At 65.1% G+C, this 19,007-nt stretch carries 15 protein-coding genes; 10 read left to right on the forward strand and 5 right to left on the reverse strand.

Going from position 1 to position 19,007, the window contains the following annotated elements:
• The first annotated feature begins 216 nt into the window (after positions 1 to 216).
• Complete coding sequence (locus XI02_RS14570; protein ID WP_370143914.1) at positions 217 to 1,755, forward strand: L,D-transpeptidase; 1,539 nt, start codon at positions 217 to 219, stop codon at positions 1,753 to 1,755.
• A 91-nt stretch (positions 1,756 to 1,846) separates the two neighbouring features.
• Here XI02_RS14570 and XI02_RS14575 read toward each other — a convergent pair whose 3' ends face one another.
• Together XI02_RS14575 and glgA are read right to left on the reverse strand one after the other, a co-directional pair.
• Positions 1,847 to 2,905 carry a class I SAM-dependent methyltransferase gene (locus XI02_RS14575; protein ID WP_016846516.1) on the reverse strand — a complete coding sequence of 353 codons (1,059 nt, stop codon included), beginning with the start codon at positions 2,903 to 2,905 and terminating at the stop codon, positions 1,847 to 1,849.
• A 180-nt stretch (positions 2,906 to 3,085) separates the two neighbouring features.
• Positions 3,086 to 4,513: a glycogen synthase GlgA gene (gene glgA, locus XI02_RS14580; RefSeq protein WP_069276985.1), complete on the reverse strand. Its 1,428-nt coding sequence runs from the start codon at positions 4,511 to 4,513 to the stop codon at positions 3,086 to 3,088.
• A gap of 153 nt (positions 4,514 to 4,666) precedes the next feature.
• On the opposite strand from glgA, the gene XI02_RS14585 reads away from it, so the two are divergent.
• The 8 genes from XI02_RS14585 (at position 4,667) to XI02_RS14620 (ending at position 13,786) form a co-directional block, all read left to right on the forward strand.
• A complete protein-coding gene (locus XI02_RS14585; RefSeq protein ID WP_069276971.1) occupies positions 4,667 to 5,899 on the forward strand; it encodes a CaiB/BaiF CoA-transferase family protein in 1,233 nt (410 codons plus the stop codon).
• A 296-nt stretch (positions 5,900 to 6,195) separates the two neighbouring features.
• The gene (locus tag XI02_RS14590; protein ID WP_240537041.1) at positions 6,196 to 7,671 is read left to right on the forward strand and encodes an ABC transporter substrate-binding protein; all 1,476 of its coding nucleotides are present in this window, start codon (positions 6,196 to 6,198) and stop codon (positions 7,669 to 7,671) included.
• A 6-nt stretch (positions 7,672 to 7,677) separates the two neighbouring features.
• Positions 7,678 to 8,628: an ABC transporter permease gene (locus XI02_RS14595; protein ID WP_016846520.1), complete on the forward strand. Its 951-nt coding sequence runs from the start codon at positions 7,678 to 7,680 to the stop codon at positions 8,626 to 8,628.
• Positions 8,615 to 9,487 (forward strand): ABC transporter permease, encoded by an 873-nt coding sequence (locus tag XI02_RS14600; RefSeq protein WP_172648271.1) that lies wholly within the window; start codon positions 8,615 to 8,617, stop codon positions 9,485 to 9,487. The genes XI02_RS14595 and XI02_RS14600 overlap by 14 nt, the downstream gene beginning before the upstream one ends.
• Complete coding sequence (locus XI02_RS14605; RefSeq protein ID WP_069276973.1) at positions 9,484 to 10,470, forward strand: ABC transporter ATP-binding protein; 987 nt, start codon at positions 9,484 to 9,486, stop codon at positions 10,468 to 10,470. The genes XI02_RS14600 and XI02_RS14605 overlap by 4 nt, the downstream gene beginning before the upstream one ends.
• Positions 10,467 to 11,435, forward strand: a complete 969-nt coding sequence (locus XI02_RS14610) for an ABC transporter ATP-binding protein (RefSeq protein ID WP_069276974.1) — start codon at positions 10,467 to 10,469, stop codon at positions 11,433 to 11,435. The genes XI02_RS14605 and XI02_RS14610 overlap by 4 nt, the downstream gene beginning before the upstream one ends.
• Positions 11,436 to 11,519: 84 nt before the next feature.
• Positions 11,520 to 12,590 (forward strand): alcohol dehydrogenase, encoded by a 1,071-nt coding sequence (locus XI02_RS14615; RefSeq protein WP_016844127.1) that lies wholly within the window; start codon positions 11,520 to 11,522, stop codon positions 12,588 to 12,590.
• A 113-nt stretch (positions 12,591 to 12,703) separates the two neighbouring features.
• The gene (locus XI02_RS14620; RefSeq protein ID WP_172648270.1) at positions 12,704 to 13,786 is read left to right on the forward strand and encodes an isocitrate/isopropylmalate dehydrogenase family protein; all 1,083 of its coding nucleotides are present in this window, start codon (positions 12,704 to 12,706) and stop codon (positions 13,784 to 13,786) included.
• An 878-nt stretch (positions 13,787 to 14,664) separates the two neighbouring features.
• Here the strand turns inward: XI02_RS14620 and XI02_RS14625 are convergent.
• Positions 14,665 to 15,060, reverse strand: a complete 396-nt coding sequence (locus XI02_RS14625; RefSeq protein WP_016844123.1) for a helix-turn-helix domain-containing protein — start codon at positions 15,058 to 15,060, stop codon at positions 14,665 to 14,667.
• Positions 15,061 to 15,625: 565 nt separating this feature from the next.
• Here XI02_RS14625 and XI02_RS14630 point away from each other — a divergent pair.
• Positions 15,626 to 15,940, forward strand: a complete 315-nt coding sequence (locus XI02_RS14630) for a hypothetical protein (RefSeq protein WP_157790915.1) — start codon at positions 15,626 to 15,628, stop codon at positions 15,938 to 15,940.
• A 50-nt stretch (positions 15,941 to 15,990) separates the two neighbouring features.
• Here XI02_RS14630 and XI02_RS14635 read toward each other — a convergent pair whose 3' ends face one another.
• Entirely contained in the window at positions 15,991 to 17,310 is a 1,320-nt protein-coding gene (locus tag XI02_RS14635; protein ID WP_018270463.1) for a dicarboxylate/amino acid:cation symporter, read from the reverse strand.
• Positions 17,311 to 17,395: 85 nt separating this feature from the next.
• The gene (locus XI02_RS14640; RefSeq protein WP_172648266.1) at positions 17,396 to 18,904 is read right to left on the reverse strand and encodes a sensor histidine kinase; all 1,509 of its coding nucleotides are present in this window, start codon (positions 18,902 to 18,904) and stop codon (positions 17,396 to 17,398) included.
• Positions 18,905 to 19,007 lie beyond the last annotated feature (103 nt).

The raw sequence follows: 19,007 nt of genomic DNA on the forward strand, positions 1-19,007 counted from the left end.
TTTGCTGCTGGAACGAGTCCGATGGTCCCCAGGAGCGAGTTCGCGCGTTGAACCGTGGCGGCGATTAATCAATCCAAAATCGCGGTCTGGTACGGATCGACGCAGCGCGGGCAGGCATTTCGACCGAGGAACGGCATGGTAAATCGAACGACGACGGCGCAGATCACCGGAGCGATGCGGCGTTGGGGACGTCCCGCCTTTGTGACTTTCGCGGCGATGGTCACAGTTGCGTCACTGACCGGTGGCGTCGCGGCGAAAGAGCAGCGTCCCTCGGCAGCCGTCGAGGCGACTGCGCCGCGCACCGCTGGCGAGCCGATCATGGCGATCGTGTCGATCAAGGCCCAGAAGGTCACTTTCTACGACGCCGAGGGCTGGATCTACCGCGCGCCGGTGTCGAGCGGCGTCAAGGGACGCGAGACGCCGGCCGGCGTCTTTGCGCTGATCGAGAAGGACAAGGATCACCACTCGACCCTCTATGACGATGCCTGGATGCCCAACATGCAGCGCATCACCTGGAACGGCATCGCGCTGCATGGCGGACCGCTGCCGGGATATGCTGCTTCGCATGGCTGCGTGCGGATGCCCTACGATTTTGCCGAGAAGCTGTTCGACAAGACCCGGATCGGGATGCGGGTGATCATTGCGCCGAACGATCCGGCGCCGGTCGATTTTACGCATCCGGCGCTGTTCGTGCCGAACGCGCAAGCCATCGCGGCTGCGCCGGCGCGTGCCGAAAAGCTTACCCGCGAGGCCGCGGATGCCGCCAAGGCGGCCGACGAGGCGAAGAAGGCTTCGATAGCAGCGTCCAAGGAAGCTGCATTGTTCACGCCGGCGTCGCTGCGCAAATTGCAACAGATGAAGACCCGTGCCGACGCTGCGGTTGCGTTGGCCGACAAGACGCTCGCCGCTGCCAAGACCGATCAGGCCAAGGCGCGCGCCGAGGATTTGAAGCAGAAGGCCGTGGCCAAGGCCGCGGAAGCGACCACGCAGTTCGAGGCTGCCCAGGGTGACGCCAGGCCGAAGCTCGACGCCGCGGCCGCCGCCAAGGATGCCGCCAAGGCGGCCGAGGCCAAGAAGGGGGATACCCAGAAGGCGGCAACCGAGGCGAAGCTCGCGCTCGAGCCGGTGTCCGTCTACATCAGCCGCGCGACGCAGAAGCTTTACGTTCGGCGCAACACCCACAAGCCATGGGCTGACGGCGGCGAGGTGTTCGATTCAAGCATCGAGGTCCCCGTCACGATCCGCGATCCGGACAAGCCGATCGGCACGCATATCTACACGGCGATGGCGCGCAACGACGCGGGCGGCCTGCGCTGGACCCAGGTGACGATCGACGACGGAGACAACGCCAAGGACGCGCTCGACCGCATCACCATCCCGCAGGATGTGCTGGACCGCATCGCGCCGACCGCCGTTGCGCGCTCCTCGATCATCATCTCGGACGAGCCGCTGAGCGCCGAGACCAACTATCGCACCGAGTTCGTGGCCGTGCTGAGCAACCAGCCCCAGGGCGGTTTCATCACGCGCAAGCCGACCCGGCCCATGATGACGGACGACATGGTTGCGAGCAGGGATGAGGACGGTTTCGGCTTCTTCTATCAGCGCAGCTGGAATCCCCAGGCGCCGACCAATTATGGTAGCCCCCAATACGGCGCTCCCCAGTTCGGTAGCCCTCAGATTTATGGCAATCCTCAAGCCGCCAACCCGCGCCGGCGCGGCGGCCAGTACTACTGGCAATCGCAACAGGACTGGTAGTGGGGCGCTGCCAGGGGCAGGCCGCCCATCACGGTGAGCCTCCGACGGCGGCATGATGCCGCCGTCGAAACGCACTGCGCTATGGACTGCCTTACGGGCGAGCTTCCAGGATCAGGTTGAACGGCGTTTCCGCGGCGCGGCGGAACCGCGAGAAGCCGCCTTGGCGTGCCACCTCGCGCAGTCTTGCCTCTCCGGCCTGCGCGCCGAGTGCGAGCCCTACCTCCTGGTCCAGCGACGCCGGCGTGCAGATCATCGTCGACGCCGCGTAGTAGACGCGCCCGATCGGATTGAGGTTGTCCTCCAGCCGGTCGCCCGCGAACGGCTCGATCAGCATACAGGTGCCGTCGTCGGCGAGGGTGGAGCGGGTGTGCTTGAGGGCACCGACCGGATCGCCCATGTCGTGCAGGCAGTCGAAGAAGCACACGAGGTCATAGCCCTTGGCCGGGAATGTCTTGGCGGAGTGCGTTTCGAAATGAACGCGGTCCGACAATCCCGCCTCCCGCGCGGACTTCCGCGCCGCCTCGATCGAGCCGTCGTGATAGTCGAAGCCGTAGAACGTTGATTTCGGGAACGCCTCCGCCATCAGTCGCGTCGAGACGCCGTGCCCGCAGCCGACGTCGGCGACGACAGCGCCTTTCTTCAGCCTGTCGACGACGCCCTCGAGCGCCGGCAGCCATTCCTGGACCAGATAGTGCTTGTAGCTGGTGCGGAAGAAGCGGGCGGTGCCGCAGAACAGGCACTCGCTGCGCCTGTTCCAGCCGACGCCCTTGCCGGTCTTGAACGCGTCGGTAATCTTTGGCTCATCGAGAAAGGTCGCGCCGACAAGGCTTCCGACGGCGCCGAGGAAGACCGGGCTGTCCTCGTCGGCAAGCGCGAGCGCCTGCTCGGGCAGCATCGAGAATTTTCCGGTTGCCTTGTCGTACTCGATGTAGCCGGAAGCCGCCTGCGCCGACAGCCACTCCTGGATGTAGCGCTCGGCCGTTCCCGTCGCCTTGGCCAGGGCTGCGGCATTCATCGGCCCGCCCTGCGCGAGAGCCCTGTAGAGCCCGAGCTTGTCGCCCAGCAGCATCAGCGAGGCATTCATCGCCGCGCCGACATCGCCGATCATCTTTCCCATGAATGAATTGAGGCGCTCTTCGTTGACGTCCATGATGTTCCTCCATCGCAATCGCGTTTGGCCAAAAGTCATCATTCGCAATTTCACGCATGCGTCGTCGTCCAGCCGTGGGGCGACGTGATCGCCTGAAAGGTTCGGTGCAATGACCCGATTGTTACTGGGCCAGTGGGATCCCACAGCCGCCGGGCTTCACAAGCCCGCGAGGCGGGCCGCCTAAGCCATCACGCGCGGCATGACCAGCCTTTTGTAGAGCGCGCCATAGCAGGCGGCCGACAGGTCCCAGCTGTAGGACTTGGCCATCGCGCTGGAGCGCATGGCGTTGAGCCGGTCCTTGGCGCGGTAGGCGTCGAAGGCGCGCCTGACGCCGCCAAGGAAGGATTCCGCCGACGGCTGCGCAAACAGGAAGCCGGTCTCGCCGTCGGCGATGGTTTCCGCGAGCCCGCCGGTCTGGTGGCCGATCGGCAGCGAGCCGAAGCGCTGCGCATACATCTGGCTGAGGCCGCAGGGCTCGAAGCGCGATGGCATCAGGGTGAAATCGCTGCCGGCGAAGATCCGCCGCGCCTGCCCATCGTTGAAGCCGATGATCACGCCGATCGCATCGGGCCGGCGGCGATGCGCGGCCACCAGCGCATCCTCGATGGCGGGCTCGCCGCTGCCGGTGACGACGATCTGTCCGCCGTCCCTGACGATCTCGTCGGCGGCGGACAGCACGAGGTCGACGCCCTTCTGATGCACGAGGCGTGCGACGAGGCCAAAGATCGGCCCGCGCGAGACCGCAAGGCCGAACTGACGGCGGACATAGTCGGCGTTGGCCTGCTTGCCCTTCCAGTCGCCGGAGCCGAACGGCTGCGCGAGCTGCGCGCAGTGGCGCGGGTCCCAACTCTCGTCGATGCCGTTCAGGATGCCGGTCAGCTGGTCGGCATCGGAGCGCACGCGGAGCAGGCCTTCCAGACCGCAGCCGAGCTCCGCGGTCGTGATCTCCCTGGCATAGGTCGCGCTGACCGTGGTCAGATGCGAGGCGTAGACGAGGCCGCCCTTGAGGAAGGAGAGCTTGTCGTAGAACTCCAGCCCGTCGATGTGGAACGAGCTTTCCGGTGCGCCGATCCGCCGCAGCGAGTCCTTCGGAAACAGGCCCTGATAGGCGAGATTGTGGATGGTCAGGATCGATGGAATCCGCGCGCCGCGCCAGGCGAGGTAGGCCGGTGTGAGCGCGGCCTGCCAATCGTTGGCGTGTACGAGGTCCGCTGCCCAATTCTTGTCCAGCATCCCGGCTGCAAGTTCGGCAGCGGCCGAGGCAAAGCGGCCGAAGCGGACGTCGTTGTCGGGCCAGTCGCGGCCGGACTCATCGCCATAGGGATTGCCCGGCCTCTCGTAGAGTTGCGGGCACAGCAGCACGTAGACCGGAAGTCCGTCCCGGGTCGACGCACGCCCGAGCGTGCAGGCCGGCATCTCGGCGAGCGCTCGGCATTGCCCAACGATTTCAATATGCGTGAACTGTTCGACCACATCCCGGTAGCCGGGAAGCATGATCCTGACGTCGCTCCACGGGCGGAGCGCCCGCGGAAGGGCAGCGGAAACGGCGGCGAGCCCGCCCACGCGGACGAAATCGTCCATCTCCGTCGTGACGAATAAGACCTTCAACAAGCGCCCTCGTTCCAGCCCGTGACATGGCTATGCAAGATCGGGTCCAATCTGCCTTTGAGTAAAATGCAAGACGGCCCGCGCTCCCGGTCTGGACGAGACGCTTTCCTGCCAGGGCGGCTCACTTTAGGGTCACGCGACGCCGAACAACCAATGACGAAGGTGGAGGAAGCCTTGCCGACGACCATAGCCGCTGACGATGAGGGGAATTTGACACCGAGCTTCGACGGCCTTCGCGTGCTCGATTTTTCGACCACGATCGCCGGACCTCATTGCACGCGGATGCTCGCCGACATGGGCGCCGAGGTGATCAAGATCGAGCCCGCCGAAGGCGAGACGATGCGGACGCGGCCGCCGGTGCGCAACAATTGCTCGACGGCGTTCGGCCAGCTCAATATCGGCAAGAACAGCCTGGTGCTCGACCTGAAGTCGCCGGCCGGCGTCGAAGCCGTGCGCCGGCTGATCGCCACCGCCGACGTGCTCGTGGAGAATTTCCGTCCCGGCGTGATGCGGCGGCTGAAGCTCGATTACGCCTCGGTCCGCGACATCAATCCGAAGCTGATCTTTTGCTCGATCTCCGGCTACGGCCAGACCGGCCCGTCGGCGGAATTGCCGGCCTATGCGCCGGTGATCCATGCCGCCTCAGGCTACGAGATGGCGCATCTCGCCTATCAGCCGGGCCGCAGCCGGCCGGACTATTGCGGCATCTACCACGCCGACGTGCTGACCGGCGTCTACGCCTTCGGTGCGATCTCGGCTGCGCTCTACCAGCGCGCCGCCAGCGGCAAGGGCCAGCACATCGACGTCTCGATGCTGGAATCGATGCTGAGCCTGACTCTGAACGAGTTGCAATGGTCGCAATTCGAGGTGAAGCAAACCCAGCGCCCGATGTTCGGCCCGATCGAAACCACCGACGGCTACGTGATGGTGGCGATCGCCAGCGAGAAGACGTTCCAGAACCTGATGCAGGTGATCGGCCGTCCCGATTGGGTGTCCGATCCGCGCTTCGCCAAATATTCCGATCGACGGGACAACTGGGCGGGCCTGATGGAGGGCGTGGAGGCGTGGTCGCGCTCGGTCAGCACGCAGGCCTGCCTTGCCGCGCTCAATGAATATGGCGTGCCGTCGTCGGCCTATCGCACCGTACGCGAGGCGCTTGCCGATCCGCAAATCGCCCATCGCGGCGCGCTGGCCGAGGTTGCGGACGGCGGCGGCAGCTTCAAGGTGCTCAATCTGCCGTTCCGCATGTCCGGCGCTGCGGTCGGCGCACGCAAGCGGATGTCGACGCTCGGCGAGCACACGCTGTCCTATCTGAAGGAGATCGGCCTCTCCGAGGATCAGATCGCAGGCTTCGCAGCGCAACCGGCGAAGACGGCGCGTAGTTAGAGCCGGACCCGGAGGGCCACGTTCGCGCAAAGTGGGTGCCGGTTTTCCAAAAGATCATGCTCAAACACGTAGACCAGATCACGATGCGAGCTCACGAGATCGCATCGTGATCGCCCTGCGGCTTTTCATCCGTATTACGGTCTTGTCGCGCGCGGCGATTCCGGACAATCTGCCGCCCAACAGACGACGATCCGGAACACCGGACGTCGCCCACCTGGGAGGGAGCATCGATGAAGCTGGTCGGGCGCGCGCGCGCAGTTGCGTGCATATTTCTTGTGGCGGGATTCGGTGCGGCAATGTCAGCTGCACCGGCCCATGCGCAGAAGCAGGGCGGCACGCTCACCGTCGGCCAGGAACTGGACATTCCGGGCTTCGACCCGCTCAAGGTCGGCGTCTACGACACGTCGGCCAACACCGCCGCGGCCGCGATCTTCGACACGCTGATGACGCTCGACGACAAGGGCGAGCCGGCACCGAAGCTCGCGCTGTCCTGGGAGCATGCCGAGGACTTCAAGACCTGGACCATCAAGCTGCGGCCGGGCGTCAAATTCCACGACGGCACGCCGTTCAATGCGCAGGCGGTGAAGGAGAATTTCGACCGTCAGAAGGATCCGGCCAACAAGTGCCGATGCGCGTTCTACATCACCAGCATCAAGAGCGTGGACGTCATCGATGACCTCACGGTGCGCTATAATTTCAGCGACCCGTCGGTGAACTTCCCGGCGACCCAGTCGATCCAGAGCTCCAACAACGTCATGCAGTCGCCGACCGCATGGAAGACCAAAGGCGACGACTACAACCGCAACCCGGTCGGCACCGGACCCTACATCCTGAAATCCTGGACCGCCGGCGACCGCATGCTGCTGGAGAAGAATCCGGACTACTGGGACAAGGGCAAGCCCTATCTCGATCGCATCATCTTAAAGCCGCTGCCGGATGCGCAGTCGCGCTTTGCCTCGCTGCAATCGGGCGAGGCCGACATCATCTGGGACGACGAGGCCGACGCCGACAACATTATCAAGGCGCGCAAGGACACCAGTCTAACCGTGCATACCTATCAAGGCTCGGGGGCTGCAGTTGCCGCCTTCAACACCAAGGTCCCGCCGTTCGACGACGTGCGCGTGCGCCAGGCACTGGTGATGGCGCTCGATCGCACGAAGATGTCGCAAGCGATCACCAATGGCCTGGCGCGACCGGCCAGCAATCCCTATGGCGACGGGTCCTGGGTCAAGTGCAAGGATGACGGCGCGTTGCCTTACGACGTCGAAAAGGCCAAGGCGTTGATCAAGGATTACGGCAAGCCGGTCGAGTTCAAGATGCTGGTCACGGCGACGCCGCGCGGCCGCACCGGTGGTCAGGTGTTGCAGCAATTCTGGAAGCGCATCGGCGCCAATATGGAGATCGAGCAGGTCGATCAGGCGACCATTCCGCCGCGCGCCTTCATGCGCCAGTTCCAGCTGACGCCCTGGCGCATCGTCGATCTCGCCGATCCGGATCCGCAGATGTACGCCAATTTCCACACCGGCAGCCCGGTGGCGCTGGCGAACTACTCCAATCCGGAGCTGGACCGGCTGCTGGAGCATGCGCGGACCACCGCCGACGTTGCCCAGCGTACCGAGGATTACTGCGCGATCAGCCGACTGATCAACAAGGAGGCGATCTGGTTCTGGACCTTCCAGAATACCTACTACGCGATCTCGAGCGCGAAGGTGAAGGGCGTGCCGAAGATGTTCAACGGGGTGCTCGACGTCTCCTACGCCTGGAAGGAATAGCCTTTCATGCTGTTTTTCGTCGCGCGCAGGCTCCTGTACCTTGTACCGGTGCTGATCGCGGTCTCGGTGCTGACCTTCGTGATCGCCTCGCTGTTGCCCGGCGATCTGGCCTACGTGATCCTCGGCGACCAGGCGACGCCCGAGAACGTCGCGGCGCTGCGTCACGACATGGGGCTCGATCAGCCGATTTGGCTGCGCTATCTCGGCTGGCTGTGGCACATCTTGCAGGGTGATTTCGGACGGTCCTTCCGCACCGGGCAGACCGTGTTGCAGGCGGTCAGCGAACGCGTCCCGATCTCGTTCGAGCTGATGATCCTGGCCGAGCTGATCGGGCTTGCGATCGGCGTGCCGCTCGCGATCGCCTGCGCGGCCAAGGCCGGCAGCGCGTTCGACCGCTTCATGACCGGCTCGGCGTTCGGTATGCTGTCGGTGCCGACCTTCCTGTCCGCGATCCTGCTGATCTACCTGTTTGCGGTCGAGCTGCGCCTGCTGCCGGCGACCGGCTATGTGCCGTTCACCGAGGACCCGGTCGCCAATCTGCGTTTCATGGTGCTGCCGGCGCTGACCCTCGGACTTGCGGAATGGCCGGGCATCATGCGCGTGCTGCGCTCAGACATGATCGCGGCGCTGCAGGAGGACTATATCGCGCTCGCCAAGGCGAAGGGCCTCAAGCCGTCGCGCATCCTGTTCGTGCACGCGCTGAAGCCGTCGTCGCTGACGCTCGTCACCATCACCGGCATCAATATCGGCCGCCTGATCGGCGGCGCCGTCATCGTCGAGTCGATTTTCGCTTTGCCGGGGATCGGCCGCCTCCTGGTCGGCGCGATCTATACCCGCGATCTGATCATCCTGCAGGGCGTGGTGCTGCTGGTTGCCGCGGGCTTCGTGATCATGAACTTCGTCGTCGACATGCTCTACGCCCTTCTCGATCCGAGGATCCGCCATGGCCACGCTTGAGCTCAGCCTCGATGAAGAGGCCGGTGCGACGCCGGTCCGGCGCCGCCGCGGGCTCGGCATGCTGTTCTGGATCGCGGTCGGCTGGATGGCGCTGGTGTTCGCGGTCGCGATCTTTGCCGACCTGCTGCCGCTGCCAAGCCCGACCGACATGGACATGCTGGAGCGGCGGGCGCCGATTTCGGCCGAGCATTGGCTCGGCACCGACGGTCTCGGCCGTGACGAGCTGTCGCGGCTGATCTATGGCGCGCGCATCTCGCTGATCGTCGGCCTCTGCGCACCGATGATCGGTGTCACCATCGGCGGCGCGCTCGGCATGCTCGCGGGCTATTTCCGCGGCCGGTTCGAATCCTTCGTGGTCGGCAGCATGGACGTGCTGCTGGCGTTCCCCCCGCTGATCCTGGCGCTTGCGGTCACCGCCTATCTCGGCCAGTCGATCTTCAATCTGACCTGCATCCTCGGCGTGCTCGGCATTCCCGCCTTCATGCGGGTGGCGCGGGCGGCGACCTTGTCGCTGGCGCGGCGCGAGTTCGTCATCGCGGCGCAGGCGCTCGGCGCCACGCATGCGCGCATCCTGCTGCGCGAGCTGCTGCCCAATGTGATGCTGCCGCTGCTCGCTTTCTTCCTGCTCGGCGTCGCCGTCACCATCGTGGTCGAGGGGTCGCTGTCGTTCCTCGGCCTCGGCGTGCCGCCGCCGATCTCGAGCTGGGGCAGCATGATCGGGGAGGGCCGTGAAAGCCTCGAGGTGGCGCCGCGGCTCGCCTTCATTCCGGCGATCGCGATGTTCCTGACCGTGCTTTCGTTCAACCTGATCGGCGATACGATGCGCGCGCTGACTGATCCCAGGCAGGGGGCGCTATGAGCCGGACGCTGCTCTCGGTCGAGAATGCGGTGGTCGACCTGCCGACGCCGCGCGGCAACCTGCGCGCGGTCGATCATGTCGATCTCGCCGTCGGCGCCGGCAGGACGCTCGGCATCGTCGGCGAGTCCGGGTGCGGCAAGACCATGCTGTCGCGCGCGATCCTGCAGCTGCTGCCCAAGAAGGCGAAACTGTCCGGCCGCGTGATGTTCGACGGGCAGGATCTGACGAAACTGCCGGCGGAGAAATTGCGCAAGCTGCGCGGCCGCTCGCTCGCGGTCGTGTTCCAGGACCCGATGACCTCGCTCAATCCGGTGCTGACCATCGGCACCCAGCTGATCGAGACCATTGTGGAACATCTCGAGCTCGATCTGGCCGAGGCCCGGCAGCGCAGCATCGAACTGTTGGCGGCGGTCGGCATTCCCGCGCCCGAGCAGCGCCTGGCGCAATATCCGCACCAGCTCTCCGGCGGCATGCGCCAGCGCGTCGCGATCGCGGTGGCGCTATCCTGCGAGCCGCAGCTCCTGATCGCCGACGAGCCGACCACCGCGCTCGACGTCACGATCCAGGCCCAGATCCTCGATCTCTTGGCGCGCGAGCAGCAGCGCCGTCACATGGCGATGATCATCATCACGCATGACCTCGGCGTGGTCGCCGGCCGCACCGACGAGGTCGCGGTGATGTATGCCGGGCGCGTCGTCGAACGCGCGCCGACGCCGGCCTTGTTCAAGCAGATGCGGATGCCGTACACCGAGGCGCTGCTCGCCGCGTTGCCGAAGCTCGACGTCGCGCCGCATACACCGCTGCCGGCGATTTCGGGACGGCCGCCCGACCCGACCCGGCCGCTCAAGGGCTGCTCGTTCTCGCCGCGCTGCCGCTATTCCGCGGAGCGCTGCGGCGCGGAGAAGCCGCAGCTCAGCCGGGCGGAGACGCCAGAGCATCTCTACGCCTGCTTCCATCCGATCACCGCGGGGGTCGGCGCATGATGCTGCAGGCTGCACCCGATCCGCTGATGAAGGTGGAAAACCTCGTCGTCGAATATTCGGTCGGAGGCAAGACCATCCATGCCGTCTCCGATGTCAGCCTCGAGATCGCGCGCGGCGAGACGCTGGGGCTGGTTGGCGAATCCGGCTGCGGCAAGTCCACGCTCGGCCGCGCCGTGCTGCAACTGCGCCAGGCCGTCTCCGGCAAGGTGCTGTTCGACGGGCACGATCTCACCGCCTTGAAGGGCGAGGCGCTGCGCAAGATGCGCCGGCGCGTGCAGCTGATCTTTCAGGACCCGATTGCCTCGCTCAATCCGCGGCGGCGGATCGGCGACATCGTCGCCGAGCCGCTGGTGATCGCGGGCGTCAAGGATCCCGAGGAACGGCGGCGGCGCGTCAGCGACGTGCTGTCGGCGGTCGGCCTCGATCCGGCGCTGGTGAGCGGACGCCTGCCGCATGAATTCTCCGGCGGACAATGCCAGCGCATCTGCATCGCCCGCTCGCTGGTGCTCAATCCGGAATTCGTGATCTGCGACGAGCCGGTGTCCGCGCTCGATGTCTCGATCCGCGCGCAGATCCTCAATCTGCTGGAGGAGATGAAGGCGCGCTACGGCCTGACCCTGCTGTTCATCGCCCACGACCTCGCCGTGGTGAAGGCGGTCTCAGATCGTGTCGCGGTGATGTATCTCGGCCGGCTCTGCGAGGTCGGCCCGTCGGAGCAGCTGTTTGCACGGCCGGCGCATCCCTATACCGCGCTGCTGATCGAGGCGATCCCGGTGCCGGATCCGGATGTCCGCCCGACCCAAAGCGTGCCGGTCGGCGAGCCGCCGTCGCCGATCGCGCCGCCCTCCGGCTGCCGCTTCCGCACCCGCTGCCCGCGGGCCGACGCGCGCTGCGCCAGCGAGGTGCCGGAACTGCGCGTGGTTGCGTCCGGCCAGTTCGCGGCTTGCCATCATCCCCTGATCTAAATATCCGGAGGCCGACACCGCGTTTGTCCCGGACGGGCAGGCGTGGCAAGGTCCGCCGCAAGAACAAGCTACGGGAGAACAGCGATGAAGAGTTTCCAGGTCGTCGATTTCAACGCCCCCTTGAAGGAGGTCGATCAGCCGACGCCGCAGCCGTCGGGCACGCAGGTGCTGATCAAGGTCAAGGCCGCCGGCGTCTGCCACAGCGATCTGCATATCTGGGAGGGCGGCTATGATCTCGGCCACGGCCGCAAGCCGCTGTCGCTGAAGGATCGCGGCGTCTCGCTGCCGCGCACGATGGGCCATGAGACGGTCGGCGAGATCGTGGCCTTCGGGCCCGACGTCAAGGACGCCGACAAGGGCGGCCTCAAGGTCGGCGATGTCGCGCTGGCCTATCCCTGGCTCGGCTGCGGCAAGTGCCCGACCTGCCTCGGCGGCGACGAGAACATGTGCGCGATCAAGCCGAATGCGCTCGGCGTCTATTGCGATGGCGGCTACGCCGACCACATGACGGTGCCGCATCCGAAGTATCTGCTCAACCTCAAGGGGCTCGATCCGGTCACGGCCGCGCCTTACGCCTGCTCCGGCGTCACGACCTACAGCGCGCTGAAGAAGGTCGAGAAGGACCTCGATACGCCGATCGTGATCTTCGGCGCCGGCGGCCTCGGCCTGATGGCGCTCTCGCTGTTGAAGGCGATGGGCGGCAAGGGCGCGATCGTGGTCGATATCGACGCCAGGAAACGCGAGGCGGCCGAAGCCGCCGGCGCGCTCGCGACCGTCGACGGCAAGGCACCCGACGCGCTGGAACAGCTCGTCAAGAAGGCCGGCCAGCCGATCCGTGCCGCGATCGATCTGGTCGGCAACGCACAGACCTCGCAACTCGGCTTCGACTGCCTGACCAAGGGCGGCAAGCTCGTGATCGTCGGCCTGTTCGGTGGTGGCGCAACCTGGGCGTTGCCGCTGATCCCGATCAAGGCGGTCACCATCCAGGGCAGCTATGTCGGTAATCTGCGCGAGACCCAGGAGCTGCTCGACCTCGTGCGGACCAAGAAGATTCCGGCGATCCCGGTCACGCCGATGCCGCTGGCAAAGGCGAACGAGGCGCTGACCAATCTGCAGAAGGGCCAGCTGGTCGGCCGCGCGGTGCTGACGCCGTAGATCGAGTCGCCGTCATTCCGGGATGGTGCGTCAGCACCAGACCCGGAATCTCGAGATTCCGGGTCTGGTGCACCGCATCGCCCCGGAATGACTGTTGTGTTCCGGAGAATCCCATGTCCGCCAACGACGCACTTCACATCGCCGTCCTCGGTGGCGACGGCATCGGCCCCGAGGTGATGGCGCCGGCGCTCGACGTGCTGCGCAGGATCGAGGCGTCGGCCGGTCTCAAATTCCGCTTCACCGAGGCGCCGGCCGGCGCGGGCCATTACAGGGAAACCGGCAAGTCGATGCCGGAGAGCACGATCCGGCTGTGCGAGGAGGCCGATGCGATCCTGCTCGGAGCCTGCGGCCTGCCGTCGGTGCGCTACCCCGACAACACCGAGATCGCGCCGCAGATCGAGTTGCGCATGATCTTCGATCTCTATGCCGGCGTGCGGCCCGCGCGATTGATCCCCGGTGTATCGAGCACGATCGTCGGCGCCGATCGAAGGGGCATCGACCTCGTCGTGATCCGGGAATCGACCGAGGGCCTGTTCGCCTCGATGGGCAAGGGCGTCGTCACCGACAGCGAGGCGCGCGAGACGATGGTGATCACGCGCCACACCTCCGAGCGGCTGTTCGAGTTTTCGTTCCGGCTCGCCGAACGCCGCAAGGCGCGCGGCAAGGTCAATGGCGGGCTGACCTGCGTCGACAAGGCGAACGTGTTCAAGGCGTTCGCATTCTTCCGGAACATCTTCGACGAGACCGCGAAGCGTCATCCCGACGTCAGGGCTGACCACCTCTACATCGATGCGACCGCGGCTGCGCTGGTGAAGCGTCCGTGGGACTTCGACGTCATGGTGACCGAGAACATGTTCGGCGACATCCTGTCCGATCTCACCGCCGGTCTGATCGGCGGCATGGGCATGGCGCCGTCAGCCGACATCGGCGACCGCTACGCGGTGTTTCAGCCGTGTCACGGCACGGCGCCCGACATCATGGGGCAGGGCAAGGCCAATCCGACGGCGATGATCCTGTCGGCCGCGATGATGCTGGACTGGCTCGCCGACAAGCATGGACTCGAAAGCGCCGCCGAGGCCGGAGAACGGATCGAGCGCGCGGTCGACAAGGTTTACGCCGACGGCATCAAGCCGTTTGAGTTCGGCGGCAGCAACGGCACGACCGATGTCGCGAGGGCGGTGCTGGCAGCGCTCTAGCGGAAGGGTGAGGGGGCCGAAGCCCCCTCGCTGATGATTAGCGATGGTGTCCGCCGTGATGTCCACCGCCGTGATGGCCACCATGATGTCCGCCGTGATGAGGGCGGTGCCCGTAATGATGCGGGCGATGGTGGAAGTGCGGACGATGATGCCATCCGTGATGGCGCGGTCCGTAGTAGCCGTATGCGCCCGGTCGCCAATAGCAGCGGCCCCAGCGATCGCAGACCTGTCGCACCTTGTCGACATTGGACGTTTCGCCCGCGATGTGACTGGCTTGCGGAAGCCCGTTGGGCATCGCGGATGCCGCGCCGGACATCAACGCTGCGCTTCCAAGCGCGGCGAGTCCAATAACGGCAAGCTTGATATTCATCGAGATCTCCTTGGTTGAAGCCTGAAAACGTTCATGCGGGCCACTTCGTTGCTGCGACAAAAAAGACAGGCTTGTGCACTTGGTTCTGGCGGCGCCGGTTCAACTGAGGAAATGCGGGAGTTGTGAGGTCGCCCGATGTGCGGGCGACAATTGGCCGCGCGACAGAATAGCGACGCATTGCGCGCGCCTGCGCTGCGCGAGATGGGCAGTCGGAGCGCGAACTGGAAAAGCGCGGCGATCTGCGCGCATGCTCACGTGGAGCGATGAGATCATGACGCGATGCTCGTCGCCGCTTCATGAGCGCGCATCCGGCGCGGGGGACTGAAGCTATCCGCCTGGATCACAAAATCTTGAAAGACAGACGCGTCTCAAGAAAAAGCGCTGCCATCGGCAATGGCAGCGCTTCGACATCTCCTCGGCCCGACCGGCATGTGCGGCCGCGGCGGCCGGCGGACCGGCCGTTGCGGTGTGGTGGATCGCGTTCGCGGCGCCGCGACCCGATCCGCGCTCAGTCTTCGTTGGCGGCGATCGATTCCATCAGCGACACCAGCTGACGCTGCACCGTCTGATCCTTGATCTTGCTGTAGGCGCGCAGCAACCGGAGGCTGAACGCGCTGTCGAGGAACAGCAGGCTCTCGACTTCGCGGGCCTTGTTGTCGCCGTCGTAGAAGAAGGTGACCGGCACATCCAGCGCCGTCGCGATCTGCTGAAGGCGGGCAGCGCCGACACGATTGACGCCCTTCTCGTACTTTTGAACCTGCTGGAAGCTGACGCCAAGCTTGTCGCCGAGTTCGGCCTGCGAGATCTTTTGCTCGACACGGCGCAGGCGAATCCGCTTGCCCAACTCAATGTCCGGCTTGCCGGCACTGCGCTGCTTCATCTTCTTTGCTGCTGATCTGTTCATTCTTGTGACCCGTCCTTCAAATCGAGAATCCCTGGCCCGGCTGGGTCAGAGACACGTTCATGATGTACCGCGTTAAGCTCGAGTGGATCGCCAGTTCGTCTGAACTACGAAATCCAGGAAGATCGCGGGATGGTATCCAACCGCAAAAGCGCATCGGAAGCACCCTAGTACCGACTCGGTCGACTACCTGAAGTCGACCGCGCCAAGGTGTCTGTCGACACCCCGCCCTCTACATTTGGCAAAATATTGACCAAACCACAACTAGCGCGAGTTTGATCGACACAGATTTTGCGTACATGCATAATAGGCGTCAATGCACAGTGCCCGTAGTTCTACGGGTCACTATATTGTACGGGCGTCGTTGCGTGGATGCAACCCCAGCTAGTGCAGCCTGAGGTCGAGAAGTGGCCGGCGAGTGCTTGACTGAATCATCCGATTTGCAAGAGTTTGACGTAAGTCCAAGTCAGGCTTTCGGAATGTTGCTGGACAATTGCCCAAAAGTTCTCGATCATCTGGAACAAGTATGTGCCTACGACAAGCCGGCGAACTCTGGCGGGAGGGGCCAATGAAGCGAAAGAGGGGAAGGCCTCGACTCTACCTCGCGGCTTCGGGAGTTGAAGATATGCCGGTCGCAAACACGGAAGAACGGTTGCTGGCGCTGCTCGCAACGCTGGAGGAATGTCAGGCGTTCCTGACCGACCGGGCGAACACGGAGACGGCGCGGCTGTTGTCCCTTGCCATCCTCGAGCTTCGGATGGAGCTCCACAAGGTGACCGATTCCGAGTTGAAGGCCCTCTGTGACATGATCGCGTCGGACGAGCCCGTCCAGGAACAATCGACGACCCGGCAACTGCCGCCGTATTTGAGGCTGATCAAGTAGGTCGCGCCCCGCGTCACGCGCGGGACGCTGCTCGCTTTGGGGCGCGCGGGTCAGCCCGCAGTCACGTCAACCGCCTCGGCGCCTTCGAGCACGCGACGGGCCTTGTCGCGGTCGAGGTCACCTTCCCATGCCGCGACCACGACGGTGGCGACGCAGTTGCCGATCAAATTGCCGACTGCGCGCGCCATGCCGATGAACCAGTCGACCGAGAGCACCAGCACGAGGCCGATCGCCGGGATGCTCGGCACGGCGTTGAGTGTCGCTGCCAGGATGACGATCGCCGAGCCGGGCACGCCGTGCGCACCCTTCGAGGTGATCAACGACACGCCGAGCACCAGCATCAGATCGCCGAACGACAGCGGCGTGTTGGTCGCCTGCGCGATGAAGACGACCGCAAGCGTCAGGTAGATCGAGAAGGCGTCGAGGTTGAAGGAATAGCCGGTCGGAATCACGAGGCCGACCACCGAATCCTTGACGCCGAAACGCTCCAGCTTGCGCATCACCTGCGGAAGCACCGCGTCGGACGATGCCGTGGCGACCACGATCATCAGCTCCTCGCGCAGGTAGCCGAGGAACTTGAGGATGTTGATGCCGGCGAGCGCCATCACGGCGCCGAGCACGCCGAGCACGAAGATCGCGACCGACACGTAGAACAGCGCGACCAGCGACAGCAGCTGCTTCAGCGAACCGACGCCGTATTTGCCGACCGTATAGGCGACGGCGCCGAGCACGCCGATCGGAGCGAAGCGCACGATCAGGCCCATGGCGCGAAACAGCACGGTCGAGACCGCGTCGATGAAGGAGGAGATCTTCTCGCCCTTCTCGCCGCCGACCAGCGCCAGGCTGACGCCGAAGATGATCGCGAAGAACAACACCTGCAGCACGTCGTTGCGCGACAGCGCGTCGAACGAGGTGGTCGGGATGATGTTGAGCAGGAAGCTGCCGATGCCCTCGCCCTTCAGCTTCTGTGCGTTGCTGGCATAGTTGCCGAGCGCCTTGGCATCCAGCGTCGAGGTGTCGATGTTCATGCCGTGGCCGGGGCCGAACAGATAGGCGAGCAGCAGGCCGACCACGAGCGCGACCGTCGTCATCGCTTCGAAATAGACCAGCGCCTTGACGCCGACCCGGCCGACCTTCTTGAGGTCGCCGGCACCCGCAATGCCGTGCACGACGACGCAGAACACGATCGGCGCCACGATCATCGAGATCAGCTTCAGGAAGGCATCGCTGAAGATCTTCAACCCGATCGCGAAATCGGGCGCGGCCATGCCGATGACGATGCCGAGCAGCAGCGCGACAAGCACCTGCACGAACAGTGATGTGTAGAGCGGCTTGCGTGCAATTGTCGCTTCCGCTGCGATGGTCGACATGACTTCCCCCTGGTTCCAGCGCCGAACCCGCCCTACGTAGCAACTTGCGTGCCAAGATGTCGCAGGATCGGCCACGCCTGCCCGGTCAGCCGTCGATTTCGAGGGCGCTGGTCACGCTGTAGACGACGCCGTGGGGCAGGAAATCCACGGTGGCCTCGCCGCCGAGCTGGTCGCGGGCGCTGCGCTCGATCAGGCGGGAGCCGAAGCCGCGCTGGACCGGCGCGGTGACCGGCGGGCCGCCGGTCTCGGTCCAGATCATCCGCAGCTTCGGTCCGGGGCTCTCGTTGACGATCTCCCAGTCCAGCGTCACCGTGCCGGTGTCGTTGGACAGCGCGCCATATTTGGCGGCGTTGGTCGCCATCTCATGCAGGATCATCGACAGCACCAAAGCAAGCCGGGGCGACAGCGGCACGCGGGGTCCGAACATCTTGACCCGCTCGGACGTGTTCAAGAGATAGGGCCGCAGCACGCGGCTGACCACGTCCTGGAAGTCGGAGCCCTGCCATTTGTCGGTCGAGAGCAGATTGTGCGCCTCCGCCAGCGCGCCGAGCCGCCCCTCGAACTTGTCGCGCTCGGTGCGGCTTGCGCTGCGGAAGGTCTGCGTGGCGATCGATTGCAGGATCGCCAGCGTGTTCTTGACGCGGTGGTTGAGCTCCTCGATCAGCAGGTCGTGCAGCATCTCGCCGCGCGCGATCGTGGTCGCCATCCGCACCGCAAAGCCGAGCCCGACCAGCAGCAGGACGCCGCCGATCACGCTGGTGATCGCCAGCGAGCGCCACAGCGGCGCCACCAGCGAGTTCTCCGCGATGCCGGCGGCGACGGTCCAGCCGGTGACGCGCGATCGGGTGAAGCCGGTGATCAGCGCCACGCCTTCCAGCGAGACGGTCGGCAGCGTCGCCTCGCTCTGGCGGAACATCTCGGCAAACAGCGATGGCGAGGCGCGCTGGCCGATGGTCGCCTGCGGGTTTGGCACCCGCGCCAGGTTGACGCCGTCGCTGTCGAAGATCGAGATGGTCCAGTCCTGGTTGAGGCGCTGCTTCTCGATGATGGCCTGGAACACCTCGATCGGCGGGCTGAAGGAGATGTCGTAAAGCACCTCGCCGTCGCGCATCACCGGCACCTCGACCGTGATGATCAGCCGCTGCTTCACCGCGCCGAAGAACAGGTTGGAGTATTGCGGCTGCCGCGTCGTGAACACCTTCTCGAGGATCTCGAGATTGTTGCGCGGCGGCAGGCTCGCGGTGTCCGGCGTCAGCGAGGAGAACACCTGGCGTCCGGCGCGGTCCGCCACCAGCACCACGCCGTCCTTGCCGTACTGATCGATGAAGCCGACCGCGACGCGGCGGAAGTTGTCGAAGTCGCTGTTGCGCAGCGAGTTGGTCAGCGCCAGCACCTGCAGCCCGCCGGTCATGCGCTGCATTTCCGCATCGAGCAGCAGGCGGATGCTGCGCGCCGTCTCCAGCACGCGCTGCGTGGCCGCCTGGCGATCCTGCTGATAATTGTGGAAGACAATCCCGACCGCGAAAATGATCAGCGGCAACATCGTTCCCGCGACCAGAAGCGCGAGACGGACTGGCAATGTCAGTTTCGGCACGATGTCCCCAGGTCGGTGCCCATTCGCTGTGAGCTTAGGGGAGGCGGGAAAAGTCCGCCAAAGGAAACAGTTGGTTATCGGAAAAGTTCCGCGGCGCCCAAAG

The sequence above is a fragment of the Bradyrhizobium sp. CCBAU 21365 genome (assembly GCF_015291305.1).
GTDB lineage: Bacteria > Pseudomonadota > Alphaproteobacteria > Rhizobiales > Xanthobacteraceae > Bradyrhizobium > Bradyrhizobium elkanii.